The sequence below is a fragment of the Pseudomonas fluorescens genome, from assembly GCF_019212185.1.
In the GTDB taxonomy this organism is placed as follows: domain Bacteria; phylum Pseudomonadota; class Gammaproteobacteria; order Pseudomonadales; family Pseudomonadaceae; genus Aquipseudomonas.
The window spans coordinates 2,542,631-2,568,407 of sequence record NZ_CP078138.1 but is presented as its reverse complement, the minus strand read 5'-3'; the positions used below and the strand labels follow the sequence as shown (position 1 = coordinate 2,568,407).

Below are 25,777 nucleotides of genomic sequence, written 5' to 3'. Positions count from 1 at the left end.
GGTCGTCTCAGCAGGGTGTCGCGGCGCCTTTGCGCGCGTACCACCACCAGGTCACGAGGATGCAGCTCAGGTAAAAGCCGACGAACATGTAGAAGGCCATCGCCGGGCTGCCGGTGAGCGCCATTGACGAGCCGAAGGTCTTGGGAATGAAGAACGCACCGAAGGCGCCCATGGCCGAACTGAAGCCGAGCACGGCGGCCGACTCTTTACCGGCATCTTTCAGCGCCTGTTCGCGCACCGCGGCGGATTTGCCGGCGGCGGCTTTTTCATGCTGGGTGCGGAAGATCACCGGGATCATGCGGAAGGTGGAGCCGTTGCCGATGCCGGTGGTGATGAACAGCAGCATGAACATGCCGAGGAAGCCGTAGAAGTTGCCGCCCTTGCCGTCCTGCGGCAGGAAGTGCATGACCGCGAAGACCATCACGATCATCGCCACGAAGTTCCACAGGGTCACTCGCGCACCACCGAGCTTGTCCGCCAGCCAGCCGCCCAATGGGCGTACCAGGGCACCCACCAGTGGGCCGAGGAAGGCGAATTTCAGGGCGATGACGTCCGGGAACGAAGTCTTGATCAGCATCGGGAAGGCAGCAGAGAAGCCGATGAACGAGCCGAAGGTCGCCAGGTACAGCCAGCACATCAGCCAGTTGTGCTTGCGCTTGAAGATCACCGCCTGCTCGCTGAACGAGGCACGGGCGCTGGACAGATCATTCATGCCGAACCAGGCCAGCAGGGTCACCAGGATGATGAACGGGACCCAGATGAAGCCGGCGTTCTGCAGCCAGAGTTGAGTGCCGTCCGGCAGCACCTGGGCGTTGCCGCCGAGGAAGCCGAACACGCCGAAGGTGATCACCAGCGGCACGCAGAACTGCATCACCGAGACCCCGAGGTTACCCAGGCCGGCGTTCAACCCGAGCGCCGTGCCCTGCTGCGACTTCGGATAGAAGAAGCTGATGTTGGACATGCTCGAGGCGAAGTTGCCACCGCCGAAACCGCAGAGCAAGGCGATGATCACGAACACGCTGTAGGAGGTGCTGGTGTCCTGCACCGCGAAGCCCATCCAGATCGACGGGATCAGCAGCGACGCGGTGCTCAGGGCGGTCCAGCGACGGCCACCGAAAATCGGCACCATGAACGAGTAGAACACTCGCAAGGTAGCGCCGGACAACCCCGGCAGCGCTGCCAGCCAGAACAACTGGTCGGTGGTGAACGTAAAGCCGATGGCGTTCAAGCGCACGATCACCGTGCTCCAGACCATCCACACAGCGAAGGCCAACAGCAGCGCCGGGATCGAAATCCACAGGTTGCGCGTGGCGGTCTGTTTGCCGCTTTTGCCCCAGAACGCTGGGTCCTCGGGGCGCCAGTCATGAATGACCGGGCCTTTGTCAGGCTTTTGCAGAACGGACATGGTTGTCTCCTTGGGCAATGCTGGAATTCGGGGTCGACGCTTTACCGAGCAGCGGGCGTTTGCGCACTTCGCTGAGGTACATCCAGATCAGGGACACCCAGACCACGCCGTACAGCAACATGAAGCAGGACGAGCGCACGCCGGTGAGGTCGACCAGGGCGCCGAACATGATCGGCAGCACGAACCCGCCGAGGCCGCCGGCCAGGCCGACGATGCCGGACACCGCGCCCATGTTGGTCGGGTAGTCGTTGGCGATGTATTTGAAGACCGAGGCCTTGCCGAACGCGAAGGCGATGCCCATGACGAACAGCAGCACGGTGAACAGCACGGGGTTGAGGCCGAGGTGGAAATCCACCGGGCCATTGATGGTCTGCACTTGCAGTTGGGTCTGTGGGTAGGAGAGCAGGAACAGACAGATCCAGCTGACCCACAGCACCCACCAGGTCACGCTCTGCGCGCCCCAGCGATCCGACATCCAGCCGCCCACCGCACGCAGCACGCCGCCGGGCAGGGAGAAACAGGCCGCCAGCAGCGCCGCGCTTTGCAGGCTGAAGCCGTATTCCTGGACGTAGTACTTGGTCATCCACAACGCCAGGGCGACATAGCCGCCGAAGACAATCGAGTAGTACTGGCAGTAGCGCCACACCGCCGGATCCTTCAGCGAGCTCAACTGCTCACGCAGGCTGGCGCCCGAGGCGCTGCGGTGGGATTTGTTGTCGGCACTGAGGAACCAGAACAGCAGCGCGGTGATGAACAGGATCGCGCTGAAGACTTTCGGCACCAGTTGCCAGCTGCCGGCGGCAATCAGCGCCGGGGCGAGGAATTTGGTCACCGCCGAGCCAGCATTACCGGCACCGAAGACGCCCATGGCGAAGCCCTGGTTGTCCTTGTCGAACCACTTGGCGACGTAGGCGATGCCCACCGAGAACGAACCGCCGGCGAGGCCGACGAACAGGCCCAGCACCAGGAATTGCCAATAAGCCGTGGCGTGGCTGATCAGGTACAGCGGTGCGACGCAGGACAGCATCAGCAGGAAGAACACCGTGCGCCCGCCGAAGCGGTCAGTCAGCAGGCCCAGGGGTAGACGCACCAGCGAGCCGGTCAGGACCGGGGTGGCGGCCAGCAGGCCGAATTGGGTTTCGTTGAGCTGGAGCAGGTCCTTGATCGGCACGCCGAGCACGGCGAACATCATCCAGACCATGAAGCAGACGGTGAAGGCCAGCGTGCTCATGCCCAGCACCAAGCCTTGTTGTACACGGGGTCGGATCACAATGCGCTCCAGTCGGTTAGCCATGCCGGCAGAGTAGAGAGCGAGACCCCGGAAAAACTTGATCCACATCAACGTCCGCCAAAGCCTTCCAGGGCTATGCTTGTGCTGTCTACCTCCAAGGAGGTAGAGCGCAAATAGCGGTAAAGCCTTTGTTTATCAGCAACTTGACCTTTCAGGTGGGGTTTTCTGTCGACCACGGCACCTCGACAACTCTTTAGAGGTAGCGCCCGCCAATCGCCGCCCTTCCCCACCCTGGAGCTGCACATGCTGGGCTTTTTCATCTTCAATCGAGACCTGCGCTGATGCTTCGCTGGCTGCGCAGTTCCCTGCCCGCTCGCGCCGGGCTCGCGGTGATCCTGATTGCCATGCTGGCCCTGGCCAGCTCCCTCAGCGCCGGGTTGATCGCCTGGTTCAGCCAGGGCGATGCAGCCGCCATCAACACCGCCGGCTCGGTGCGCATGGAGACCTACCACCTGAGCTGGAAGCTCGCCGCCGGCGCCGATCGTGAACAACTCAATGCCGTGCGCGACAGCCTGCAACGGCGTCTCGACAGCCAGCCCCTCAAGGCAGTGCTGGACGATGGCCCGAGCACCGCGTTGCAAACCAGCTATAAGCAGATCCTCGATCAGTGGAATGACGTGTTGCGCCCGGCGCTGGAGCGTGGCGATGCCGCGGCGTTCCAGGTCCACACCCAGCCCTTCGTCGAGCAACTGAACCAGTTCGTCAATCTGCTGCAGCGCCACAGCGAGGAAAAGCAGAGCTGGCAGCAGGTGATCCAGGGCCTGGCGTTGTTCACCACCATGATTGTCCTGCTGGTCGGTCTGTATGAGTTGCAGTACGGCGTGGTCTCGCCGCTCAAGGAGTTGGTGGAAGCTACCCAGCGCTTTCGTCGCGGCGACTATCGCGCGCGGGTCAATCACCAGTCCGAGGACGAACTGGGTCAGCTGGCGACCAGCTTCAATGCCATGGCCGAGACCATCGAAGAGTCCCACCGCACGTTGGAAAGCCAGGTCCGGCAGAAGACCCTGAACCTGCAACAGGCCAACGCCGCCCTCGAATTGCTCTATCAAAGCAGCGGCAGCCTGGCGACCCGCCTGGCCAATGCCGAAGGCCTCGATGAGTTGATCCGGCGCTTCCAGCAACGCCTGCCGGGCCTGCGCCTGACCCTGTGCCTGCAAGGCCAGCAGCAGGCACCGGCCCAGCAACTGCTCGCCCTGCACGGTGCGAGCACCCGCGATGTGTGCGCCAGCAGCGATTGCGCCGGCTGCCAGAAACATCACAGCAGCAGCCTGCAGACTTTCAGCATCAGCAACCAGGGCAGCGAACTGGGAGAGCTCAAGGCGCATTTTGTCGACGGCCACACCGCCCAGGCCTGGGAAACCCAATTGATCCAGGCCCTGGCCAACCTGATCGGCACCTCGCTGTCGCTGAAACGCCAACGCGAACAGGATCACCGCCTGCTGCTGCTCGACGAACGCACGATCATCGCCCGCGAACTTCACGATTCCCTGGCCCAGGCGCTGTCCTACATGAAGCTGCAAGTCAGCCGCATGCAGACCCTGATGCGCCGTGGCGAACCGGTGCAGACCCTGGAGCAGGTCACCGGCGAACTGCGCGAAGGCCTGAACAATGCCTACCGCCAGTTGCGCGAATTGCTCACCACCTTCCGCCTGCAGATCGACGACGCCGGCCTGGTGCAGGAGCTCAAGGACACCGCCGCCGAATTCTCCCGCCGTGGCGAATTCGCCGTACACCTGCACCTCGACACCCTGGCTTTCGAGCTGTCGGCCAGCGAACAGATCCACATCCTGCAGATCACCCGCGAAGCCCTCTCCAACTGCCTGCGCCACGCCCATGCGCAGAACGCCTGGCTGGAGCTGCGACAGGACGGCGAGACGGTACGCCTGCTGGTGGAAGACGACGGCCGTGGCTTCAGCGGCAACGTCGACCAGCGCGAACACCACGGCCTGAACATCATGGATGAGCGGGCGCGCAGCTTGCGCGGGCAGCTGAAAATATTCTCCCGGGAGCCCCAGGGCACCCTGGTCCAGCTTGAATTCCTGCCGGAGTTTCTCGGCCGGCACACAGAAGGTAGCGTCACATGAGCACCACCCCACAGCACCGCATTCTGCTGGTCGACGATCATCCGATGATGCGCCGAGGCATCCGCCAGATGCTCGAACTCGAAGAGGATTTTTTGATCGTCGGCGAAGCCAATCATGGCGAGGAGGCGCTGACCCTGATCGAGCCGCTGCAACCGGACCTGATCCTGCTGGACAACAATATGCCGCAGCTGAACGGCATCGAGACCCTGCGCCGCCTGCGGGCCATGGACTATGCCGGCAAGGTGCTGCTGTTCACCGTATCGGACGCCGAAGACGACATTCGCGATGCCCTGCGCCTGGATGCCGACGGCTATCTGCTCAAGGACATGGAGCCGGAGTTGCTGATCCAGTACATCCGCGATGCCCTCGACGGCAACCTGGTGGTTAGCCCCGGCCTGACCCGGGTCATGGCCCAGGCCCTGCGCTCGCCGCCGCGCCAGGCGGTGGTGGAGCTGACCGAGCGCGAACGCCAGGTGCTGAAGACCATCGCCGCTGGCTTCAGCAACAAGGTGATCGGGCACAAGCTGGGGATCACCGAAGGCACGGTCAAGGTGCATGTGAAAAACTTGCTGCACAAGCTCGGCCTGCGCTCGCGAGTCGAGGCCGCCGTGTGGGCCATGGAGCATTTGCGCAACCACTGAGGCAACTGCCTCCTTCGAGGTAGGCCGGCAGAGGCATAGGTCTGACGGGCCGCGCGTTCTAAAATGCGCGGCAGCGGAGGTACGCCATGCTGACCCACCCATCTACTGTTCAAACGTTGCGTCGTCATCACCTGTTCAGCCAACTGCCGGAGCAGGTGTTCAAGGAAGTCTGCGCCCTGGCCACGCTCAGGCGCCTGGACTGCCACGGCACGCTGGTGCACCAGGGCGACCCGGCCAAGCGTTTTTTTCTGCTGGTCAGTGGCCAGATCAAGCTGTACCGGCTGACCGGTGAAGGCCAGGAAAACCTGATGGAAATCATCCAGCCCGGGCAGACCTTTGCCGAAGCCCTGCTGTTCAGCCAGGCCCGCTGCTACCCGGTGAGCGCCACCGCGCTCAAGGACAGCGTGCTGGTGAGCATCGAAGGCCAGCACTATCGCAACGCCCTGGAAGACGCGCCGCAAGTCTGCCTGGCGATCCTCGCCAGCATGAGCATGCACTTGCACCTGCGCCTGCGCGACATCGACACCCTGACTATCGCCAGCGCCAGCCGGCGGGTGATCAATTTCCTGCTGCAGGAGCGCCACCCGGTGACCGGGGAGATCGTCCTGCAAGTCTCCAAGCGCCTGGTGGCGTCGAAACTGGGGATCCAGCCGGAGACCTTTTCGCGGATCCTGCATCGCCTGGTGGAGAGCGACATGATCGCGATGGACCGCCGCACCATCCACCTGCTCGCCGCAGAAGACGCGCTGGCGACATTCCACTAGGCAGAATTGATTGCCATCAATTGCCCGGCGCCAGTGGCCTTGCACACTGGTCCGGCCCATTCATGGAGATCGTCAATGCCCGCCCCAAGCCTGCCCCTGGTCTACTCCTGCTCCGGCTGCTCCAACGTTGCGCAACTGGCCAACACCCTGGCCGTGCGCCTGGATCGCAGTGGCGTCGCAGAAATGTCGTGCATCGCCGGCCTCGGCGGGCATGTGCCGTCGCTGGTCAACAAGGCGCGCTCCGGACGCAAGATCCTCGCCCTCGACGGCTGCCCGCTGCAATGCGTGGAAAACTGCCTGCAACAGCATGGCCTGCATGCCGATGTGCATGTGATCCTGAGCCATTACGGGTTGCGCAAGCGCTATGGCGAGGATTGCACGCAGGAGCAGAGTGATGAGTTGTTTGAGGGGATCAGGCGGTTGCTGAAAGGGTAAACACACCGCCCTGTAGGAGCGAGCCTGCTCGCGATGGCATTTTTTCGGTGTACATATCCATTCCTGCGGTAACGGCCACCTATGGTTTCGCCCTTACGGCGACTCACTTTTCCAAACGCCGAAAAGTAAGCAAAAGGCTTTGCCCCAACATCCGGCCCCCTCGCCTAGGCTCGGGGTACCTTCGCTCCAGCATCCATCCGCGGGTCATCGCCTCCGGTTGGCTTCGCTGGCACCTCCTCTCGATGACTGCGGCTGCGCCGCAGCGCGCTACGCGCTCCCCTCGGATGAATGCCTCCACTCAGCCTTCTGTAACGGGGCCGGTGAATCAAAATCAAAAGCAACCGAGGCGGCCTACCGGCCGGCCTGTTCAGGAAAACCGGCGCAGCTCAAACCCCTGTGGGAGCTGGCTTGAAGCGATAACGGCAGCACATCCAGCATGGGTGTCGACTGCCCCACCACAATCGCGAGCAGGCTCGCTCCTACAAGGGGTTTGAGGTGTTTGCGATATGGGTGTTCGCCGCAGATTCATGTGGGAGCTAGCCTGCTAGCGATGACGGCAGCCCATCCGACAGGGATATCAGCTGCCCCACCACCATCGCGAGCAGCGGAACGCTGCCCGGCTGCTCCTACAGGTCTGTGAACGATCAGGCGGCGGCCAAGGACTCTGGCTGCCGGTCACGGCGCTCGGCCTCGTGCTGCGGCACAGCCGCCGGGGTCCAGGCCGGGGTGCTTGGCATTTCCTTGCGCAGGCTGTGAATCAGGGTGTACGACATCACCAGCAACAGCATGGCAATCGGCAGTCCGGCGACGATGCTTGCCATCTGTATCGCCTTCAGCCCCCCGGCCAGCAGCAGCCCCGCAGCAATCGCCCCTTCCAGCAGGCACCAGAGCACTCTGATCCAGTTCGGCGGATTGGTGCTGCCCAGAGCGCACAAGGTACAGAGCACCTGAGTCCCGGCATCGGCGGTGGTGACAAAATGCACCCCGAGCAACACACAGACGAGGATCGACAACGCCGCGCCAATGGTCGGGCCATCGAGGGACTGCAACAGGGTAAACATCGCCGCAGTGGTTTCTTTCTTGGTCGCCTGCAGAATCGTCCCGCCTTCGAATTTCGCCTGTTCCGTGCCGACCTGCTGCGTGGCAACAGAGGCCTGGTAAGCCTGACGGTCCTGCTGTTCATTCTTCAGCGCAGCACCACCGAACACCGACATCCACAAAATGGTGACCATGGTCGGCACCACCAGCGCACCGATCACCAGTTCGCGAATGGTCCGGCCCTTGGAGATACGCGCAATGAACAGGCCCACGAACGGCCCCCAGGTCATCCACCACGGCCAGTAGAACGCCGTCCACCAGTTCTGCCATTCGCTGTCTTTCTGGGTGTCCATCCAGAAACTCAGGCCGACAATGTTCTGCACATAGTCCCCGGTGGATTCAAACATCAGATTAAGAATGTAACGGGTCGGACCGATCGCCAATACCGCCAACATCAGAGCGAACGACAAATACATATTAAGCGTGGAGATACGCTTCATGCCTTTGGACAAACCGGCCAACAACGAAATACAGGCAACAATACTGACAAAGAGAATGATCGATAACTGCAGACCGACACTGATCGGCAAACCAAATACGTTATGCATACCGGTATTGATCTGCACGACGCCGAGACCCAGCGATTGGGAAACACCAAAGGCGGTAATGATCACGCCCATGATGTCGACCACATGCCCGATCCAGCCATAAATACGTTCGCCGATCAGCGGATACAGCAGCGAGCGCAAGGCCAGTGGCAAGCCCTTGCGGTAGGCAAAGTAGGCCAGGCCCAGGCCGATCATGGAAAAGATCGCCCAAGGGTGAAGGCCCCAGTGGAATAGGGTAATGCGCATCGCCAGGGTCGCCGATTCATCGGTCAGGCCCTTGGAGAACGGGTTGTCGGCGTAGTGCAGCATGGGTTCGGCCACCGACCAGAAAATCAGCCCGATGCCCATCCCGGCGCTGAACAGCATGGCAATCCAGGAGGCGAAACTGAACTCGGGGCGGTCATGTTCGGTGCCCAGTTTCAGATTGCCGAAACGGCTCATGGAGATATACAGCAGCAAACCCAGGACACCGGTGATCAGCGCCAGGTAATACCACTTGAAGTTATGCAGGATAAAGGTGGAAGCCGCTTCAAAAGCCTTGGCTGCCTGTTGATCTTTGAAGGCACAGAATAAAACGAACAAGATAACGCCCACTATCGAGAGCACTGTCACAGTCGGATTAAGGCCCTTCAACATGCCGGATTGCGCACGCATTGTTATTCCCCTTTTGTTTTTGTTTAAGGGTGTAGTTGCTGTCCGCAGGGTGCTTATTGCCTGATATCGAGCGACATCAGGGCAGTGTTCATCTGCAGGTTAATTCAGGTCCATCTCGGTTTTGGCAGCCGTGCCAATTTGCTTGAAGCCCCACTACCGTTCAAACCATATTTAGTCACCGACTCATGAGAAAAACGCATCAATAAAACCATGGTGCTAGGGCCGGTCAGTGCCCTCCTCCACCGTCATCAGGTTGCAGCTGGCAATCCCGTTGGGGGTCACCGGATGCTGCAACGGCGCATCGCTGCGCAAGTGTTCGCCGGTGACTTTTGCCTGGCCCACACAGAGGGCGAGCAACAGCGCGGTGCCGGTATAGAAGAAGTAAAAACTCGCCGCACCGAGGTGCTCCATCAGGGCACCGGCCATCAGCGGCCCGATGCAGGCGCCGACGCCGAAGGTGATCAGCAGCATGCCGGAGAGCGACACTCGCAACGCCGGTTCCATATTGTCGTTGGCCAGCGCCACGCCCAACGGATACAGGCAGAACTGCAGGAAGCCGATGCCCGCGCCAAACCACAGCAAGGTGACGAACCCAGGCGCCTGGTTGAACGCCAACGGCAGACTGATGACGATCAACAGCAGCGCCACCGCGCGGATCAGGCTCGCCCGTGGCAAGCGATCCGAAAGCCAGCCCAGGGGCAACTGGGCCAACAATCCGGCAGCGATGGACAGGGCCATGAACTGGCCGACCTGCGCGGTCGCCAGCCCCTGCTTGCTGGCGTAGATCGCTGCCAGGCCGTAGAAGCTGCCGTTGAGCACGCCGGACACCAGCACCGTGACCAGCGACTGCGGGATCCGCCGCAGGAATAAGCGCAGGTCAATCGGCGCCGCCGGCACCGCCGTGGGATGCATGCTGCGGGTCAGCGCCACCGGCACCGAACCAAGGGCGAAGACCATCGCCACGCCAAGCAGCGCGCGGATGCCCAAGCCTTCATCCAGGCTCAGGGCCAGGTTACCCAGCATCATGCCGACGTAACTGGCGACCATGTACAGCGCCAGGACTTTGCCGCGTTGCTCGGTCCTGGCCTGGTCGTTGAGCCAACTTTCCACCACCATCAACTGGCACATCATCGCCAGTCCCACCAGCGCCCGCAGCACCAGCCAGAACGGCAGCGATGCACTGAATTCATGGCCCAGCACCGCCGCACAAATGATCCCGGCACAGGCCGCGTAAGTGCGAATATGCCCGACCTGCGCAATCAGGCTGCGCCCCACCCAGCCGCCCAGCACCATGCCCAGGGCATTGGCGGCCATCAACGCACCGCCAGCAGTTTCGCTGGCTCCCGAATCGTTCAGGCGCAACGCCAGGTAGGTCATCAACATCATCGATCCCAGCTGCATCATCGAGCTGGCCAAATACAGCGCGCCGAAGGTCTTCGTCAGTCCAAACACGGTGCCGATTCCAGAAAAAAGTGCGGATGCAAAACCCCTGGCGCGCAGCCATCGGCCAAGCGCCAAGGGTCGATGGCTCAGCTCAAACCGTGCAGCTCTTTCCAGTTGCCCGGGTGCACGACATAGCCGAACAAGGCGTGCCCGCCGTATACCAGTTCGGTGCCTTCGGGGATCCACAGCAACTGGCCCGGGGTGACCTGGAACAGCTCGGCGCCGACCTGCAGCTCGAAGCAGCCTTCAATGACGAAAATCACTTCGTCATAAAGCACCGTCCAGGCCACCTGGGCACCCTCCCAGCGAGCAAAGCCGACGCCGATATTCGGCGAGACTTCATTGCTCAGGGCCCGGGCCACGAAGGCGCCACCGGGTGGGCCACCGCGCACGCTGAAGTCGAGGTCGCGGTGATCGACTTGCAGCACCCGCACCGAGGGTTTCACGCCGGCAGTCATAGCTCGCTCCGGCTGTTCCAGGCCGCCAGGTGAATGCGCGAACGCACACCCAGGCCAAGGAAGGGTTCCGGCGGGTTGAGCGACGGCATGCCGGTCACGGCACGAATGTCGTTCAACTGTGAGGACTCGGCGCCCACCACCTGGTCTGCGAGCATCGTCCCGGAGATCGTGCCCCACGCCGCGCCGACGCCGTTGTCGCAAGCCGAGGCGTGAACCCCCGGCTCCAACTCGCCGAAGAAGTTGGTGAAGTTGCGCGAGATCGCATAGACCCCACCCCAGGTGTGGCTGAACGGCACCTCGGCCAACTGTGGGAAACGCGCCTTGAACGCCTTGCGATGGGACTCGCGAATCTTCAGGCGCATGCCGTCGCTGGTGCTGCGCCCATACTTGGGCACGTGCTTGTAGGTGTTGCGGATGATCAGCCGGCGGTCCTGGGTCATGCGCACCGTGGTCCCGGCATGGTCCGCCGGGGTCAGGCCCCAATCCAGCTGGCCGCCATAGGTGGCCAGTTCGGCATCGGTCAGCGGACGGGTCCAGCTGGCGAAGGTCATCACCGGCAACAGGCGGTTGCGCAGGTAACCGAACTCCTGGGTGAAGATGCTGGTGCCCAGCAGCAGTTGCGGGGTGCGGATCAGCCCGTTGCTGCCCTGCAGGATCCAGCCGCCGCGACCGTCACGTTCCAGGCGCTGGATCGGTGATTCCTCCAGCAGCTCGACGTTATCCGGCAGGGTGCGCGCCAGGCCAGTGACCAACGCCGCCGGCTGCATCAGGTAGCAACCCGGGGTGTAGATCGCACCGCTGTAATGTTGCGTGCCCAGGACCTTGGCCAGTTCGGCAGAATCAGCCCGGCGGAACGGCTCGCCAAGGTCGCTCATCAAGCGCTCGAAGTGATCCAGATAGGCCAGCCCTCGGGCACCGACGGCGCCCTGATACTTGCCGGCATGGGACCACTGACACTCGATGCCCCGGCTCTGCACCAGCCCTTGCAACTGGGCAATGGCCGCGCGGTTGAGCGACAGCAGGCGTTGCTTGTGCGCCGGGTCCGGATGTTCCAGGGCAAATTTGTGCGGCAGGTCGATGACGAAACCCGAGTTGCGCCCGGAGGCTCCATGGGCGACGCGCTGGGCGTCCACCAGGATAATCCGCGCCTGCGGATGATGTTCGGCCAGGCGCCGGGCCGCCGCCAGACCGGCGAAGCCCGCACCGATCACCGCGTAATCCGCCCGTTGCTCGCCAGCCAGGCGCTTGACCGCCGGCTGTTCAGGCAGCGCGGCGTACCAGCCGCAACTGTTATCGTCGTAAGGCAGCTTGATTGAAGTGTTCATGTGTACCGCCTCAGGCGACCGCCTGCTGAGAGTTCTGACAGGACTGCAGCAATGCGCTGCGCTGTGTTTGTGCCTGGCGACCCAACAGCACAAAGCCGTTGAGTCGGCCTTCGGCGTCGTAAAAACCGCCGCTCAAGCCGTCCGGGGTTGGCGTGCAACGCCACTCCCCGGCTCCCGTCGGAGCCAGCAGACACAGGGGTGCGGCCGGAGTTTTCACGGTGACTGGCATCAGCGGGTAAGCGACGGCGGTCGGTTGTCCAAGCAGGGTCTTGCTGAGTGCCTGGATACCCTGGTTGATCGGCGCCAGATACGGCAGCAACTGGCCGTCGATCTCGATGCAATCGCCCAGCGCATAAATGCCCGGTACCGAGGTCTGCAACTGCGGGTTGACTTGAATGCCGCGCCCCACCGCCAGTCCCGCACTGTGTGCCAGGCTCAGGTCCGGGCGCAGGCCGACCGCCGACAACACCAGGTCAGCCTCGAGGGTCTGGCCGCCAGCGAGTTTCAGCCGGTAGCCCGGCCCGCTCGACTCGATGGCCTCGACGGTGTTTTGCAGGTACCACTTGACCCCCAGATCGCACAGCGCCGCTTGCAATAGCTGCCCTGCTTCGGCGGGCAACAGCCGCTCCATGGGCCAGCGGCCGAGGCCGATCACGTCGACCTCGAAACCGTTGTGCGCCAGGTCATTGGCAAACTCGCAGCCGATCAGGCCATCACCGAGGATCGCCACGCGCCGCATGCCGCTCAGGCGCTGGCGGAAGCCGTGGTAATCCTGCAGGTTGTTGACGCTGACCATCGCCCCGTCACCCTCGATCGGCAGACGGATCGGTTGCGCGCCGCTGGCGATCACCAGTTGCCCGTACGCCATGTCGCCGAAACTGGTGCGCAATACCCGCGCCGAGCTGTCAATGGATTGCACGGTGCAGTGCGGATAGACGCGGATGTTCAGGCGCTGCTCAATCGCCAGGGGCGACTCGCCGGACAGCGCTTCGGCACTTTTGCCCTGGGACAAGCCGATCGACAGCGCCGGCTTGGAATACAGATGACCGGATTCCTGGGTCAGCACGCGGATCTCGACCTTAGGGTCGGCCTTGCGCAACGCCTGGGCCAAGCCGTAACCGGCGTAACCACTGCCGATGATCACGATCGGCTGGCGTGGCGCAGCAACGCTAACCGGTGCCACCACGGGCACCGCGAGCACTGCCGGCGGCACGCTGATCGGTGCCGTCACGGCCTGGGTGTATTCACTGATATCGAGCATCTCGAAGTCGGCCTTGCCGACGTGACACTCCGGGCAGATCCAGTCTTCGGGCACGTCTTCCCAGCGCGTACCAGCGAGGATCCCATCCTCGGGCCAGCCCAGCGCCTCGTCGTAAATCAGACCGCAAACGATGCACAGCCAAGTCTTGAACATGCTGCTCACTCCCCGGCGACCCGAATCGCCACGTTTTTCGTGCGCACGTAGCTGTACAGCGCTTCCTGGCCCTTCTCGCGACCAAAGCCCGACAAGCCGACCCCGCCGAATGGCGTTTCGATACCGCCGGCGTACCACTCGTTGACGAATACCTGGCCGGATTTCAGGCGGCGGGTGCAGCGCATGGCGCGGCTGATGTCCTGGGTGAAGACCCCGGCCACCAGGCCGAAATCGGTGCCGTTGGCGATGGCAATCGCCTGTTCTTCAGTGTCGAAGGGCATGATTGCCAACACCGGGCCGAACACTTCTTCCTGGGCAATGCACATGTCGGGCGTGACGTCGCGGAACACCGTCGGGCGCATGAAATGTCCGGCGCGGTCGGCAAAGGCTTCGCCCCCGGTGACGGCTACCGCGCCCTCTTCGATGGCCCGGCGGCACAAGGCTTCGATGCCCGCCAGCTGCCCGGCGCTGACCACCGGCGTCAGGTCGGCGTTGTCCTGGCCCAGACCCACGCTGAGGCCTTCGGCCATGGCCACCACGGCCTCGACCACCTGCTCATAGATTTCGCGCTGCACCAGCAGCCGCGACATCGCCGAACAGACCTGGCCGGCATTGAAGAAAATCCCCGACTGCACGCTGGCCAGCAGTTGCTCCAGATTGGCATCGGCGAAGGCGATCGCCGCCGACTTGCCACCCAGCTCCATCACGCTGGGAATCGCATGCTCGGCGGCATCGCGCAGGATTGTCTGGCCGGTGGGCACCGAGCCGGTGAAGACAATCTGGTCGACGCCGCGATGACGGACCAGGTGCGAGCCGACTTCGCGGCCACGACCACAAATCAGGTTCACCGCACCGTCTGGCAGACCGGCCTTGGCAATGGCGCGGATCAATACGCACATGCCCAGTGGCGACAGTTCCGGTGACTTGATCACCACCGCGTTACCGGCCGCCAGCGCTGGCGCCAGGGACCGGGCACAGATCGACACCGGGAAGTTCCACGGCACGATCTGCGCCGAAACGCCCATCGGGTCGTACAGGGTGAAGTCCATGTAGCCGTTGCCCAGCGGGATCGAGGTGCCCTCGATCTTGTCCGCCATGCCGGCGTAGTACTCGAAGTAGCGCGCCGCTTCGGTGAACTCGTCTCTGGCGTCGACCAGGCGCTTGCCGTTTTCCTGGCACAACACCCAGGCGCCCTCATCCGCCACCGCGCGAATTTCTTCGGCGATGCGCAGCAGCCAGGTGACCCGCTGTGCGGGACGGGCACGGGTCAACTCGCCGCTGTCGGCGCAGCGTCGGGCCGCCTGCAATGCGCGTTCGGCATCGGCCACGCTAGCCTGGGCGATGCTCGCCAATGGCTCGCCGGTGCCGGGATTGTTGACCGTCAGGCGCTGGGTGCTGTCGACCCATTGCCCGTCGATGTAGTTGAGCCAGTGGGAGGCTATCGGATACATGGCAACGCTCCTCAGACCGACTCGGTGGTAGCCAGCAGTTGGCGTGCGGCCCACTGGTGGAAGAAGTGCGTCGGGATGTCCATTTCCGGGGAGAACGCGCCGCCCTTGTAGCCAGGGGAATAACGGCCTTTCTGCATGCCTTCGACCGAGCTGATGTCTTCGGCGAATACCACTTTCCAGGATTCCAGGATCGCTTCGCGGCAGGCGCTGAACTCTTCGCTGCTGGCGGCTTCGTCACCGACATAGAACAGGCGCAGGTGCTCGATAGTGCGGCCCGGCGATACCGGCTCAAGCTGCATGGCGAAGGCGTGGTCGGCCTGGATGCCGAGCAGCACGTTAGGGAAAAACGCCACGTATTCGGCGTTGCGCAGGCGGTCCAGCGGCCAGGCCGGGAATTTCGGCAAGTGCGTCCCAGCGACGTCGGACAGGTTGTAGGCGTAGCTGCCCTGACCCGAGAAGTGTTCGCCGACGATGATGTTGTAGTGGTCTTCCAGGCGCGAGTAGGAGTTCAGGCTCGGGTGGACCCACGGCAGGTGGTAGGCCTCGCAGTAGTTCTCCACCGCCAGCTTCCAGTTGCAGTTGATGTCCAGCACCGTGGCGTCATGGCCTGGACGACGGCTCAGCAGGCTCATGCCGTCTTCGCCGAGGAACTGGCTCCAGCGTGCGGTCAGGGGTGCAAGCATCTCTTCCAGCGGCTGGGCTTCGCCGGACAGGTTGATGAACACCATGTCCATCCAGATCGCGCTGCGGATCGCCTTCAGGCCGTGTTTTTCACAGGCGAAGCGTTCGTCCTTGTGCTTGTCGATGCCGCCGACGTGCGGCGTGCCACGCAGGCCGCCATTCAGATCGTAGGTCCAGGAGTGGTAAGGGCAGCGAATCACCCCTTGCACCTCACCGGCCTCCTCCACCAGTTTCATGCCACGGTGGCTGCAAACGTTATGGAACACCTGCACCAGGTTTTCACGGTTGCGCATCAGCAGCAGCGGCAGGCCCATGAAGTCGATGGGCTTGACCGAGCCGGCCTTGGCCAGGTCGCTGGCGAAACCGACGCAGGCCCAGGTCTTGCCCAGGACCTGATCGCGCTCGAGTTCGAAGTAACGTTGATCGGTGTAGAACTCGTTGCTCAGGCCGGTCGCTTCATGGATCGGGTTGAGCACGGTTTCGAGGTTCTGCACTGGAATCTGTTGGAGGGTGGTCATTATTGTTTTCCCCTGCTGGGCACGGTTCGGAAAGATCGGCAGGGCACGTTGGCCCAGTCCGTTGGCGGCAATTCTGGAAAAACCGGAGCAGGGTCGACAAACGATATTTCGGGCGGGATTCATGACTTTTGATCATGAATATGGACGCGGTGTGCCCCCCCTGTGGGAATGGGCTTGTACAGGGGGAGGTCGCTTGACTTATGGGGTACCGGAAGCAACCGGCAGTTGGTTCAGCAACCAGCTGCGAAAACGCTTGACGCTTTGGCGCATGCCGCCACGGGACAGCGGCTCCAGCAGGCAGAACTGCGCGTCAGTGCGCAACACGGCGTCGAGCGGACGTACCAGGGCACCACTGCGCAGGTGATCGTCAACCAGTCTCGACCAGGCCAGCGCCACGCCCTGCCCCCCCATGGCCGACTGGATCACCATCGAGTAACTGTTGATATTGATCCGGCGCTTGGGGTCGACATTTTTCAGCCCCTGGCTGTTGAACCATTCGGACCAGCCCAGCCAGTCACGCTGCGGGTCGTCGAGCACCAGCCAGGTGCAGGCCGCGAGGTCTTCGGGCTTGTTCAACGCGGGGTGTTTTTGCAGGTATTGTGGGCTGCAGACCGGGAACACCTCCTCGGAAAACAGCGGCGTGACCTGCATATCCCTGGGTGGCGTACTGCAGTAATACAACGCCAGGTCGCAATCGAGGCGGGAGAAATCCTTGACGTGGTCATGGGCAATGATCCGCAGATCGATCTCTTCATTCTCCCGCTGAAACTCGGAGACTTTCGGCAGCAACCACAACGAGGCCATCGCCGTGCTGGTGGCCACCGTGACCTGTTCGGCGCCCTGCCAATGGCGAATTTCCCCGGTGGCCTGGGCCACTTGCAGCAGCGCGGCGCGGACGATTTCGTAGTAGGCAGCGGCCGCCGGGGTCAGGTGGATGGTGCGGGTGGTGCGTTCGAACAACACCTTGCCCAGGTAGTCTTCGAGCAGCCGCACCTGGCGACTGATAGCGCCCTGAGTCACGTTCAATTCGTGCGCGGCCAGGGTAAAACTCAAATGCCGCGCGGCGGCTTCGAAGGCGACCAGACTGTTGAGTGGCGGTAAGGGGTGGATTTTCATCAGGCAGGGTCACGTCGATATTTTGGTTTTATCCCGTGAGTCTAGCGGGTGGCGCAGGGGCTGGACAATGCGGGCAGCAATACCGAGGGCACCCCACCCCCGGATATTGGATGGGTGTCCTACCTCTGGGGCGCAGTTCACAAAACCTGTAGGAGCAGCCCGGGCGGCGTACCGCTGCTCGCGATGATGATGTTTGCCAGGTAGATCTGGTTCAGCTCGCCGCCAAGCCCTTCCCTGCTCGCTCCAGATTGCGCCACAGCCATACCGGCAATACGTCCGGATCAAGGCTGTCGATCAGGTTTTTCAGGGTAAGCCCCAACTCAGTATCACCCTCGATCACCAGCCGGCGCCGGAAGAACAGGGTGTCGGGGTCTTCCTGACGGCTGGCGAGCAACAGGAACTCGCGCCAGTTGCCGCTGATGGTCACGTCGGCCGGAGCCTCGCGGGCGATCTGCAAGCCGTCGCGGCTGCGGGTGATGTACCAGGACAGGCCGAGATCGTTGATGCGCAGGCACAACCAACGGCCGCGCAGCACCTCGAATTCGCCGTCGCGCAAGGGCTCGGCGAGGCAGCGATTGAGGGTCTGTTGCAACGCCAGGCGCTGCACCACGAACGGCACGCGACGCACCAGCGGCAGCACCCGGTCGGCGCCTTTCAACAGCCATTGTTTACGCTTCAGCACAGGCCCATCTCCTCTACCCGCAGCATCCCGGCCTGGCCATGCCAGTAGCCGTTGCAGCCTTCGACAAACAACGGCGGCGTCGCGCCCTCGCGCACCTGCTGCCAGGCTTCGACCACCTGCGCCATGCCCTCGGCACGCGGGCTCAGGCGCACCAGATCGGCACCACAGGCCTGCAATCCGGCGTAATCGGCAAGCAGATTGGTCACCTCGGCGGACATGGTCTGGATGCCATTGAGGGTGAACAACGCCTGGCCTTCCTGGCTAGTCAGAGCCAACCCATCGGGGTAGTTGATGCAGCAGAACTGGCAGTCATCCTTGGGCCGGTTTTCCGCCCGCGCGGTAAAGCAGCGCGCGGAATAAGCCAGCGGCAAATGCCCGTAGGCGAAGATTTCCACCTCCGGCAGCGCGTGCCCGAGTTCACCGACCTGCTGGATCACATCGCGGATCAGCGCCGCCGAACACTCCACCGGCGGCACCCAGCGGACCATACCGCTGTCGAGCAATTGCGCCAGCGAATGGCCGTTGTACAGATTCAGCGCCGGCCCGCCAACGAACGGCAGCTTGCGCTCGGCGAGGAACTGCACCGCGCCCAGGTCGTTGGCTTCCACCAGCAACTGGCCGTTGTCACACAGACGGCGCAGGCTCGACAGTTCGGACGCGGCTTCGATCAGCGTGAGGCTGGAAATCACCAACTGCGCCTGGCTGCACTCCTGCAACTCACGACCCAGGCCCAGCCATTGATCGAGGGAAAACGCCCGGCGTTTCGAACACACGGTTTCCCCCAGGTAAATCACGTCCAGGGGCAGCGCCGACATCTCGGCGTAAAAGCTGCTGAGCTGCTCTTTGTCCCAGTAGAACAGGACCGGTCCAAGGCTTAACTTCATGCTCCCTCCCTCACTGCCACGATCGATGATAAGCACCCAGGGTGGTCTGGTTGCCTTCGGACAAACCGGCCAACACCTGGCGCCATTCGTCCTTGACCCGGAACCCGCCCGGCGCACTGCGGTGCGCATCGAGTGCCGCGCGCCAGACCCGGGTGACCTGCTCGACATAGGCCGGGCTGCGTTGCCGACCCTCGATTTTCACGGCTTCGACACCGATGGCGGTGAGCTCCGGGAGCAGGTCCAGGGTGTCGAGGCTGGTGGGTTCTTCCAGCGCGTGGAAACGTTTGCCATTGACCAGGAAACGGCCCTTGCACAGGGTCGGATAGCCGGCCGGCTCATCGGCGCCGTAACGGTCGATCAGCACTTCGCTGAGGCGTGCACTCAAACCCTCGGCGTCCTCGCTCCAGCGCACGGCCTTGGCCGGCGAGCAGACGCCACACAGGTTCGGCGACTCGCCGGTGATATAGGAAGACAGGTGGCAGCGCCCTTCGGCCATGATGCACAGGCTGCCGAAACCGAAGACTTCGATCGGCACCGAACTGCTCGCCGCGACCTGGCGCACCTGGGCCAGCGACAGCACGCGCGGCAGCACGGCGCGACGGATGCCATAGCGCTGGGCATAGAATTCCAGTGCCGCCGCCTGAGTCGCCGAACCCTGGACCGACAAGTGCAGGGCCAGTTGTGGATGGCGCTGGCTGGCGTAATTGAGCACCCCGGGGTCGGCGGCGATCAGCGCGTCGACGCCGAAATCCGCAGCACGATCCACTGCCCGCTGCCAACGCTCCCAGCCCTTGGGCTGCGGGTAGGTGTTGACCGCGACATAGAGTTTGCGTTGGTGCTGGCGGATGTGGGCGACGGCGGCATCGAACTGCTTGTCGTCCATGTTCAGGCCGGCGAAATGCCGGGCGTTGGTGTCATCGCGAAAGCCGACATACACGGCATCCGCGCCTTGGCGCACCGCCGCTTTCAGCGCAGGCAGATTCCCTGCGGGGCAGACCAGTTGCATGGGTGATCCTCATGTAAAACGAAGACGCAGATCACCTGTAGGAGCGAGCCTGCTCGCGATGGCGACCTTACAGGCGATGCATGTCTTACGGGCCCCATCGCGAGCAGGCTCGCTCCTACAGAGGAATTCAAAGGCCAGTTTATGCAGCCCGAAAGTAACGGCCTTGACCGCAATCAATTGCCGTCACTGCATCAGCCCGGCAAACGGCAGGAACAGCACTTGGTCATGCTTGTGCACCACCTGCTCGCGTTCAATCACCGCCAACCCGTCAGCCCAGCACGCAGCAGTCAACATCGCCGAGCTTTGCTGCGGGTGCAGTTCCACCTGCAACGCGCCACCGGCGTCAGCGGTCAGTCGGGCGCGCAGGTACTGGCGGCGCTTGTTCGGCTGCAGCCAGTCGAATCCGGCCGGCACGGCCACAGGCGTTGGCAGCACGTCGGTCATGCCTTGGGCGCGCAGCAGGAACGGTCGCACCACCACCAGCGCGGTGATCAGCGCCGCCGACGGATTGCCCGGCATGCCAATCCACGGCTTGCCACCCACTTCGCCAAAGGCCAACGGCTTGCCGGGCTGGATCGCCAGGCGCCAGAAATCCACGCTGCCCAGTTCCTTGATCGCCTGCTTGAGGTGGTCTTCCTCGCCCACCGACACGCCACCGGAACTCAGCAGCAGGTCGCATTCCGAAGACGCCAGGCTCAGGGCGTGGCGGCTGGCCGCCAGCTCGTCGACCATCACCCCGTAGTCATGCACCTCAACGCCCCAGCCCTTCAACAACGCGGCGAGGCAGTAACGATTGCTGTTGTAGATCTGCCCCGGCGCCAAGGCTTCGCCCGGCTCACGCAGCTCATTGCCGCTGCTCAGCAGGCACACCCGCAGCGGCCGATAGACCTCGACCCGGGCCACGCCGGCACCGGCCAGCAAACCGATTTCCTGAGCACGCAGACGCTTGCCCGCGCTGAACAGCAGATCACCGCGCCGAAGCTCTTCGCCCTCCTTGCGCACGTGATCGCCCAAGGTGACGGGAGGAAACCACACCCGCTCGCCCTCGACCTTGCAACGCTCCTGCGCGACCACCGTGTCGGCCCCCGGCGGCAACGGCGCACCGGTAAAAATCTGCACCGCCTGCCCTGCCGGCAACGGTATAGCCGCCTGATCGCCTGCGGCAATTCGCCCGCCTACCGGCAGGTATCCGCCGTCTGCAGGCAGGTCGGCAGCCCTCAGGGCATAACCGTCCATGGCGCTGTTGTCCCAGCCCGGCAGGTTCAACGGCGAGTGAATGTCCGCCGCCAGCACCCGGCCCATGGCCTGTTCCAAGGCAATCATCTGCGCCGCCGGCGGTGGCGGCACCTGATCGAGCAGATGAGCGATGGCGTCATCCACCGGCATCAGGTGGCCAAGGTCACACACCCCGGCGCTCATGAGCGCGACTCGCACGCTGCAATCTCTCGCTGCGCCTGGGGCTTCAAATGCGGGGCGAAATTGCACGGGCCGGTGCGGCTGTCGAGTTGACCGAGGAGGATCTTGTTCCACGCGGTACGGCAGGCGCCTGGCGACCCGGGCACGCAGCACACCAGCACGCCGTTGCTCATCCCGGCCAGCGCCCGCGACTGCAGGCTGGACATGCCGATCTCTTCCAGCGACACCTGGCGGAACAGCTCACCGAAGCCTTCGACATGCTTGTCCAGCAACGGCAGCACCGCCTGCGGCGTGTTGTCCCGCGCGGTGAAGCCGGTCCCGCCGGTCATCAGCACCACCTGCACCTGGGGGTCGGCGATCCAGCGCGAAACGATGGCGCGGATCTGATAAATGTCATCCTTGACCAGCCCGCGGTCGATCAACTGATGCCCGGCGGTTTGCAGCAAATCCGCCAGGGTCTGCCCCGAGGTGTCGGTGTCGAAGGTGCGGGTATCGCTGATGGTGAGCACGGCAATGTTCAAGGGTTCGAAGGTGCGTTGCGCCAGATGGGACATGTTCAAGCCTTCCCGTAGATGAGGATGGCGCAAGCCTGAACCGGAACGCTGGCGGGGACTATTCCTCCATGGAGGTATCTCGGTTGGGTGCGGTGGTAGTTGCCAATCGGCGCTGATCAGGCCGTTGCATTCGGTCTCTCAACCGGGTTATCCGGCGCAGGCGAATCCACACCACCCCGACCAGCAGCAGTGGCACCCCCAGGGTCAGCCACGACAGCAGGTCATAGACCTCATCGCCAATCAGCGCCGACAGCAGACCGAACAGGCTCAGCAGCGCCAGCGCCAACGGCCAGCGAAAGATCATCCAGAGCCCGCGCCTCATGCCCTGCCCTCCGTTGACAGGCCGCTGGCGTTCAGTTCGGCAAGGCGTTTTTCCAGCGGCACCTTGCGCCGTCCGAGCCAGAGGTACAGGCCGCTGCCGAGGACGACAATGGTCACCAGGTCGAGCAGGGCCCAGATGATTTTCAACGGCAGGCCGCCGTAGTCGCCAAAGTGCAGGGGTTGGGAGATCAGCAGGGTTTTCACGTACAAGGGCATCTCGCGCATGTCCGTCAACTCACTGGTCCGGGCGTCCACCAGGGCCGGCTTGAGCAGGCGCGCCGTGAGTGGCGTGGTACCGCGCATGAACACCGCGTAGTGGTGCTGGCTGCTGAATTGGGTCCCGGGAAAGGCGACGAAACTCGGCTCCATGTCCGGCGCCGCCTTGCGAGCGGTTTCCAGCGCCTTATGCAACGAGCCGAGGCTTTGCAGCGGCGGTGCGTCCTTGTAGGGCGCGGTCATCTCCGCCAACTGGCCGCTCTGCCACATACCCTGGATGGGCAGCGACAGGGTATTGATCACGCCGGTGATGCCCACCACCGATACCCAGGCCAGGGTGACGATGCCGAGCACGTTGTGCAGGTCCAGCCATTTCAGTCGTTGACTGCGTTCGCTGCGCACAGTGGCGAAGTCCAGCTTGCGCATGAACGGCGTGTACACCACCACCCCGGACACCAGCGACGCCACCAGCAGCAGGCCCATGAAGCCGAGAAACAGATAGCCCGGCAGACCGAGGAACAGATCGGTATGCAGGCGCAACATCAGGTTCATGAAACCCTTGTCGGGCGGCTCCGCCGGGAACAGCTCGCCGGTGCGCATATCGAACGACTGAAAGTGCCCGTCAATCGGCGGCGGCACCAGGCTCGTGGCCGTGATCACCACGCCAATCGGGTCGTGCGGATCGAAACCGACAAAGCGCACGACCTCACCCGGCCGCGCGGCCAAGGCACCGGCGATCACCTGGTCGTAGTCGATTTTCGGCGTTTGCGCCGTCAGCGCAGGCAACGGCGGGTGCGGTTCGAAGTAATGCTCGATCTCTTCCTGAAAGATCAGCGGTAACCCCGTCAGGCACAGCAACAACAAAAAGACGGTGGCAATCAGGCTGGTCCATTTATGGACCAGATACCAGGTGCGCAAGGCTCGGGCGGTCATGTTCGTACTCGGCTTACCAGTTGTAACTCACGGTACCGTAGACCGTGCGCTGCTGTCCGTATTGGCAGCCAACATTGCTGAAGCAACCGGCCACATACTCTTCGTCGAACAGGTTAGTGGCATTCAACGAAACTTCCATGCCGTCCAGTGAGGCATCGAGCTTACCCAACTGGTAGCCGACCAGTGCGTCGACCACGGTGTAGCTGTCGACTTTGAAACTGTTGGCCGAATCACCGAAGGTGATGCCCACGTAACGGGTCCCCGCCCCCAGGCGCAAGCCGGCCAATGCGCCACTCTGGACGATGTAGTCGCCCCACAGCGACGCCATGTGCTCGGGTACCCGGAACGGCGTATTGCCCTTGTTGCCGACGTCCGATTGGGTGACTTCGACATCGTTCCAGGTGTAGCTGCCGATCAGGTTGAAACCCTCGGTGATTTCAGTCTTGGCCTCCAACTCGATACCCTGGGAACGCACTTCACCTTCCTGGCGGGAGAAGCCGTTGACGCTCTCCGTGGCGTTCTCTTTGGTGAGGTCGAACCAGGCAATGGTGTAGAGGCTGTTGCTGCCCGGCGGCTCGTACTTGAGACCGACTTCGTATTGCTTGCCGATTTCCGGATCCAGCTGCGAGTTGTTTGCGGTCACCCCCATCACCGGCAGGAACGATTCGCTGTAGCTGGCATAGGGTGCCAGGCCATTCTCGAAGAGGTAGACAATGCCGGCGCGACCGCTGAACTTCTCATCCTTCTGGGTTTGCGGTGCGCGATCGTCCTTCTGGTTGCTGGCCCAATCGTAACGACCGCCGAGGAGGAACACCCACTGGTCGACCTTCAATTGGTCCTGCAGGTAGACACCGGTCTGCGACATTTTCTGTTCATAGCTGCTGGCACTGAACGGCACGAACGTCAGTGGCTGGCCGTTGACCGGGTTGAACGCGTCAAAGCTTTCGAGGATGAAGTTCAGCGCTTGGTCCTGATCAAACGTGCCGTTGTTGTAGTCGACGCCGGTCAACAGCGTGTGTTCCAGCGGGCCCGTGGCGAAGTTGGCCTGAATCTGGTTGTCCATGGTGAACAGATGCCCGTCGCCCTGGCGTTGATCGTTGTAGCGTGAGTACTGGTCGCCCACCGGTCCGAAGATGGCGATTTCGGAACTGGCTTGACGGTAGTCGCTGTAACGCAGGTTCTGCCGCGCAGTCCAGACTTCGTCGAAGTGGTGCTCGAAGACGTAGCCCAACGAGGTCTTTTCGTTGGTCATGAAGTCATAGGCGGTGTCGCCGACGTAGGTGTCACGGTCCAGGCGTCCACGGGGATCGCGAAACACCGTGCCCTGGGCCGGCAACGGGTTGGCGAAGTTGCCGGTCTGTTTCTGGTACTCGCCGAGGAAGGTCAGCTCGGTGTTGTCGCTGGGCCGGTAGCTGATGGCGGGGGCGATGTACTGACGACGGTTGGTGATGTGCTCGGTCTGCGCATCACCCTCGCGGAACAGCCCCGTCAGCCGGTAACTCCAGATGCCCTCCTCGTCCAGCGCATCGCCCAGGTCAAAGGCGCCCTGCTGGTAGTTCTGGTTGCCCATCTGCAACTGCACTTCATGCAGCGGCTCGAGCGTCGGCCGCTTGGTCACCAGGTTGATCTGTCCGCCCGGGTCGGAGGCGCCGTAGAGCACCGAACTGGCACCCCGCAGCACCTCGATGCGTTCCAGGCCGTAAGGCTCGGGGGCGTCCCAGCCGAGAAAATCGGGCAGGAAAGTGCGCGTACCGTCACGCAACATGCGCCCGGTGCCCTGCTGAAAGCCCCGAATGGTCAACTGATCGGTGACGAACTGCGGGCCGGCAATTTCGGCATTGACCCCCGGCGTATACCGCAGCGCCTGGGCGACGGTCTTCGGCTGCTGGGCTTCAATCTGCTCGCGGGTGACCACCGACACCGAATACGGCGTTTCAACCAGCGGTGTGTCGGTCTTGGTGCCCGCCGACGCGCGGGTGGCGACATAGCCGTCGTTGGGGTCCACGGAGCTGTAGGCCTGGCCAACGACGCTGGTTGCCGGCAAGGCCATCACTGAACCCTCACTGCTGCCCTGCAAGGTCACGTGATTGCCATCGATCTGATAGACAATCTTCGCCCCGCCCAGCAACTGCCGCAGCGCCGCCTCCGGCTCCATCGCGCCGGCGACGTCACGACTGCGAATGCCAGACACTGTGTCCTGGCTGTAGATGATCTGCAGATTGGCCTGCCGGGCCAGATCGGCAAGCGCCGACGACAGTGCCTGCGAAGGGATGTTGACCTGGACCGGGGCGGCGATTGCCGGCACGGCGGTCAGCAGTGTCAGGCCGAGGATGGCGGCGATGCAGGTGCGCAGACGCAGGGCGGGTCGATTCAGTGGATAGGCGCTCATAGTGCTTCCGGTGGCGTGATTTAAGGGCATGCCGGATCGACGAATGAGCG

Annotated in this window: 21 protein-coding genes and 2 pseudogenes; 4 read left to right on the top strand and 19 right to left on the bottom strand. The window is 63.0% G+C overall.

Features of this window, described 5'->3' with window-relative positions:
• Positions 1–7 precede the first annotated feature (7 nt).
• Complete coding sequence (locus KW062_RS11760) at positions 8–1,405, bottom strand: NarK family nitrate/nitrite MFS transporter (protein ID WP_027620422.1); 1,398 nt, start codon at positions 1,403–1,405, stop codon at positions 8–10.
• Positions 1,383–2,675 (bottom strand): MFS transporter, encoded by a 1,293-nt coding sequence (locus KW062_RS11755; RefSeq protein ID WP_027620423.1) that lies wholly within the window; start codon positions 2,673–2,675, stop codon positions 1,383–1,385. Before KW062_RS11755 ends, KW062_RS11760 begins: the two co-directional genes overlap by 23 nt.
• Positions 2,676–2,977: 302 nt before the next feature.
• Here KW062_RS11755 and KW062_RS11750 point away from each other — a divergent pair, with 302 nt between their 5' ends.
• The 4 genes from KW062_RS11750 to KW062_RS11735 all read left to right on the top strand — a co-directional run bounded on the left by KW062_RS11750 (position 2,978) and on the right by KW062_RS11735 (position 6,620).
• On the top strand, positions 2,978–4,780 hold the full coding sequence (locus KW062_RS11750; protein WP_105755628.1) for a HAMP domain-containing protein: 1,803 nt from the start codon (positions 2,978–2,980) through the stop codon (positions 4,778–4,780).
• Complete coding sequence (narL, locus tag KW062_RS11745; RefSeq protein WP_027620425.1) at positions 4,777–5,421, top strand: two-component system response regulator NarL; 645 nt, start codon at positions 4,777–4,779, stop codon at positions 5,419–5,421. Before KW062_RS11750 ends, narL begins: the two co-directional genes overlap by 4 nt.
• Before the next feature lie 86 nt (positions 5,422–5,507).
• Entirely contained in the window at positions 5,508–6,185 is a 678-nt protein-coding gene (locus KW062_RS11740; protein ID WP_027620426.1) for a Crp/Fnr family transcriptional regulator, read from the top strand.
• Between the two features lie 75 nt (positions 6,186–6,260).
• Positions 6,261–6,620, top strand: a complete 360-nt coding sequence (locus KW062_RS11735) for a putative zinc-binding protein (protein ID WP_027620427.1) — start codon at positions 6,261–6,263, stop codon at positions 6,618–6,620.
• 644 nt (positions 6,621–7,264) lie between these two features.
• Here KW062_RS11735 and KW062_RS11730 read toward each other — a convergent pair.
• From KW062_RS11730 to KW062_RS11655, 17 genes and pseudogenes are all read right to left on the bottom strand, one after another.
• Positions 7,265–8,920, bottom strand: coding sequence for a BCCT family transporter (locus KW062_RS11730; RefSeq protein ID WP_105755629.1), 1,656 nt, complete (start codon positions 8,918–8,920; stop codon positions 7,265–7,267).
• Between the two features lie 216 nt (positions 8,921–9,136).
• Entirely contained in the window at positions 9,137–10,372 is a 1,236-nt protein-coding gene (locus KW062_RS11725) for an MFS transporter (protein WP_177433274.1), read from the bottom strand.
• A 77-nt stretch (positions 10,373–10,449) separates the two neighbouring features.
• Positions 10,450–10,821: an ethanolamine utilization protein EutQ gene (locus tag KW062_RS11720; protein ID WP_105755630.1), complete on the bottom strand. Its 372-nt coding sequence runs from the start codon at positions 10,819–10,821 to the stop codon at positions 10,450–10,452.
• Entirely contained in the window at positions 10,818–12,146 is a 1,329-nt protein-coding gene (locus KW062_RS11715; RefSeq protein ID WP_027620429.1) for an NAD(P)/FAD-dependent oxidoreductase, read from the bottom strand. Before KW062_RS11715 ends, KW062_RS11720 begins: the two co-directional genes overlap by 4 nt.
• 10 nt (positions 12,147–12,156) lie before the next feature.
• On the bottom strand, positions 12,157–13,407 hold the full coding sequence (locus KW062_RS11710; RefSeq protein WP_256351119.1) for an FAD-dependent oxidoreductase: 1,251 nt from the start codon (positions 13,405–13,407) through the stop codon (positions 12,157–12,159).
• Positions 13,396–13,560: pseudogene (locus KW062_RS28885) on the bottom strand (rubredoxin); the annotation flags it as partial. The pseudogene KW062_RS28885 and the gene KW062_RS11710, both read right to left, overlap by 12 nt.
• Before the next feature lie 5 nt (positions 13,561–13,565).
• Positions 13,566–15,011, bottom strand: coding sequence for an aldehyde dehydrogenase family protein (locus KW062_RS11705; RefSeq protein WP_105755632.1), 1,446 nt, complete (start codon positions 15,009–15,011; stop codon positions 13,566–13,568).
• Between the two features lie 11 nt (positions 15,012–15,022).
• Entirely contained in the window at positions 15,023–16,210 is a 1,188-nt protein-coding gene (locus KW062_RS11700) for an aromatic ring-hydroxylating oxygenase subunit alpha (RefSeq protein WP_027620432.1), read from the bottom strand.
• Positions 16,211–16,408: 198 nt separating this feature from the next.
• Positions 16,409–17,326, bottom strand: coding sequence for a LysR substrate-binding domain-containing protein (locus tag KW062_RS11695; protein WP_105755633.1), 918 nt, complete (start codon positions 17,324–17,326; stop codon positions 16,409–16,411).
• Between the two features lie 211 nt (positions 17,327–17,537).
• A complete protein-coding gene (gene ubiT / locus KW062_RS11690) occupies positions 17,538–18,008 on the bottom strand; it encodes a ubiquinone anaerobic biosynthesis accessory factor UbiT (protein ID WP_105755634.1) in 471 nt (156 codons plus the stop codon).
• Positions 18,002–18,892, bottom strand: coding sequence for a U32 family peptidase (locus KW062_RS11685; RefSeq protein WP_105755635.1), 891 nt, complete (start codon positions 18,890–18,892; stop codon positions 18,002–18,004). The genes ubiT and KW062_RS11685 overlap by 7 nt, the downstream gene beginning before the upstream one ends.
• Positions 18,893–18,902: 10 nt before the next feature.
• Positions 18,903–19,898, bottom strand: coding sequence for a ubiquinone anaerobic biosynthesis protein UbiU (gene ubiU, locus KW062_RS11680; RefSeq protein ID WP_027620436.1), 996 nt, complete (start codon positions 19,896–19,898; stop codon positions 18,903–18,905).
• A 183-nt stretch (positions 19,899–20,081) separates the two neighbouring features.
• Complete coding sequence (locus tag KW062_RS11675; RefSeq protein ID WP_027620437.1) at positions 20,082–21,317, bottom strand: molybdopterin molybdotransferase MoeA; 1,236 nt, start codon at positions 21,315–21,317, stop codon at positions 20,082–20,084.
• On the bottom strand, positions 21,314–21,868 hold the full coding sequence (gene moaB / locus KW062_RS11670; protein WP_027620438.1) for a molybdenum cofactor biosynthesis protein B: 555 nt from the start codon (positions 21,866–21,868) through the stop codon (positions 21,314–21,316). The genes KW062_RS11675 and moaB overlap by 4 nt, the downstream gene beginning before the upstream one ends.
• Positions 21,869–22,010: 142 nt before the next feature.
• A pseudogene (locus KW062_RS11665) lies at positions 22,011–22,190 on the bottom strand (hypothetical protein); the annotation flags it as partial.
• Complete coding sequence (locus KW062_RS11660; protein WP_105755637.1) at positions 22,187–23,338, bottom strand: PepSY-associated TM helix domain-containing protein; 1,152 nt, start codon at positions 23,336–23,338, stop codon at positions 22,187–22,189. The gene KW062_RS11660 and the pseudogene KW062_RS11665, both read right to left, overlap by 4 nt.
• 13 nt (positions 23,339–23,351) lie before the next feature.
• Positions 23,352–25,727, bottom strand: coding sequence for a TonB-dependent siderophore receptor (locus KW062_RS11655; protein ID WP_105755638.1), 2,376 nt, complete (start codon positions 25,725–25,727; stop codon positions 23,352–23,354).
• Positions 25,728–25,777 lie beyond the last annotated feature (50 nt).

Excerpts from the sequence above, each read along its gene's own strand:
- KW062_RS11675 (WP_027620437.1), bottom strand. The coding sequence starts at position 21,317 with ATGAGCGCCGGGGTGTGTGACCTTGGCCACCTGATGCCGGTGGATGAC.
- KW062_RS11700 (WP_027620432.1), bottom strand. The coding sequence starts at position 16,210 with ATGACCACCCTCCAACAGATTCCAGTGCAGAACCTCGAAACCGTGCTC.
- KW062_RS11660 (WP_105755637.1), bottom strand. The coding sequence starts at position 23,338 with ATGACCGCCCGAGCCTTGCGCACCTGGTATCTGGTCCATAAATGGACC.
- KW062_RS11735 (WP_027620427.1), top strand. The coding sequence starts at position 6,261 with ATGCCCGCCCCAAGCCTGCCCCTGGTCTACTCCTGCTCCGGCTGCTCC.
- KW062_RS11720 (WP_105755630.1), bottom strand. The coding sequence starts at position 10,821 with ATGACTGCCGGCGTGAAACCCTCGGTGCGGGTGCTGCAAGTCGATCAC.
- KW062_RS11730 (WP_105755629.1), bottom strand. The coding sequence starts at position 8,920 with ATGCGTGCGCAATCCGGCATGTTGAAGGGCCTTAATCCGACTGTGACA.
- KW062_RS11655 (WP_105755638.1), bottom strand. The coding sequence starts at position 25,727 with ATGAGCGCCTATCCACTGAATCGACCCGCCCTGCGTCTGCGCACCTGC.
- KW062_RS11760 (WP_027620422.1), bottom strand. The coding sequence starts at position 1,405 with ATGTCCGTTCTGCAAAAGCCTGACAAAGGCCCGGTCATTCATGACTGG.
- moaB (WP_027620438.1), bottom strand. The coding sequence starts at position 21,868 with ATGTCCCATCTGGCGCAACGCACCTTCGAACCCTTGAACATTGCCGTG.
- ubiU (WP_027620436.1), bottom strand. The coding sequence starts at position 19,898 with ATGCAACTGGTCTGCCCCGCAGGGAATCTGCCTGCGCTGAAAGCGGCG.
- KW062_RS11740 (WP_027620426.1), top strand. The coding sequence starts at position 5,508 with ATGCTGACCCACCCATCTACTGTTCAAACGTTGCGTCGTCATCACCTG.
- KW062_RS11705 (WP_105755632.1), bottom strand. The coding sequence starts at position 15,011 with ATGTATCCGATAGCCTCCCACTGGCTCAACTACATCGACGGGCAATGG.
- KW062_RS11685 (WP_105755635.1), bottom strand. The coding sequence starts at position 18,892 with ATGAAGTTAAGCCTTGGACCGGTCCTGTTCTACTGGGACAAAGAGCAG.
- KW062_RS11710 (WP_256351119.1), bottom strand. The coding sequence starts at position 13,407 with ATGCTCGATATCAGTGAATACACCCAGGCCGTGACGGCACCGATCAGC.
- KW062_RS11695 (WP_105755633.1), bottom strand. The coding sequence starts at position 17,326 with ATGAAAATCCACCCCTTACCGCCACTCAACAGTCTGGTCGCCTTCGAA.
- narL (WP_027620425.1), top strand. The coding sequence starts at position 4,777 with ATGAGCACCACCCCACAGCACCGCATTCTGCTGGTCGACGATCATCCG.
- KW062_RS11750 (WP_105755628.1), top strand. The coding sequence starts at position 2,978 with ATGCTTCGCTGGCTGCGCAGTTCCCTGCCCGCTCGCGCCGGGCTCGCG.
- KW062_RS11715 (WP_027620429.1), bottom strand. The coding sequence starts at position 12,146 with ATGAACACTTCAATCAAGCTGCCTTACGACGATAACAGTTGCGGCTGG.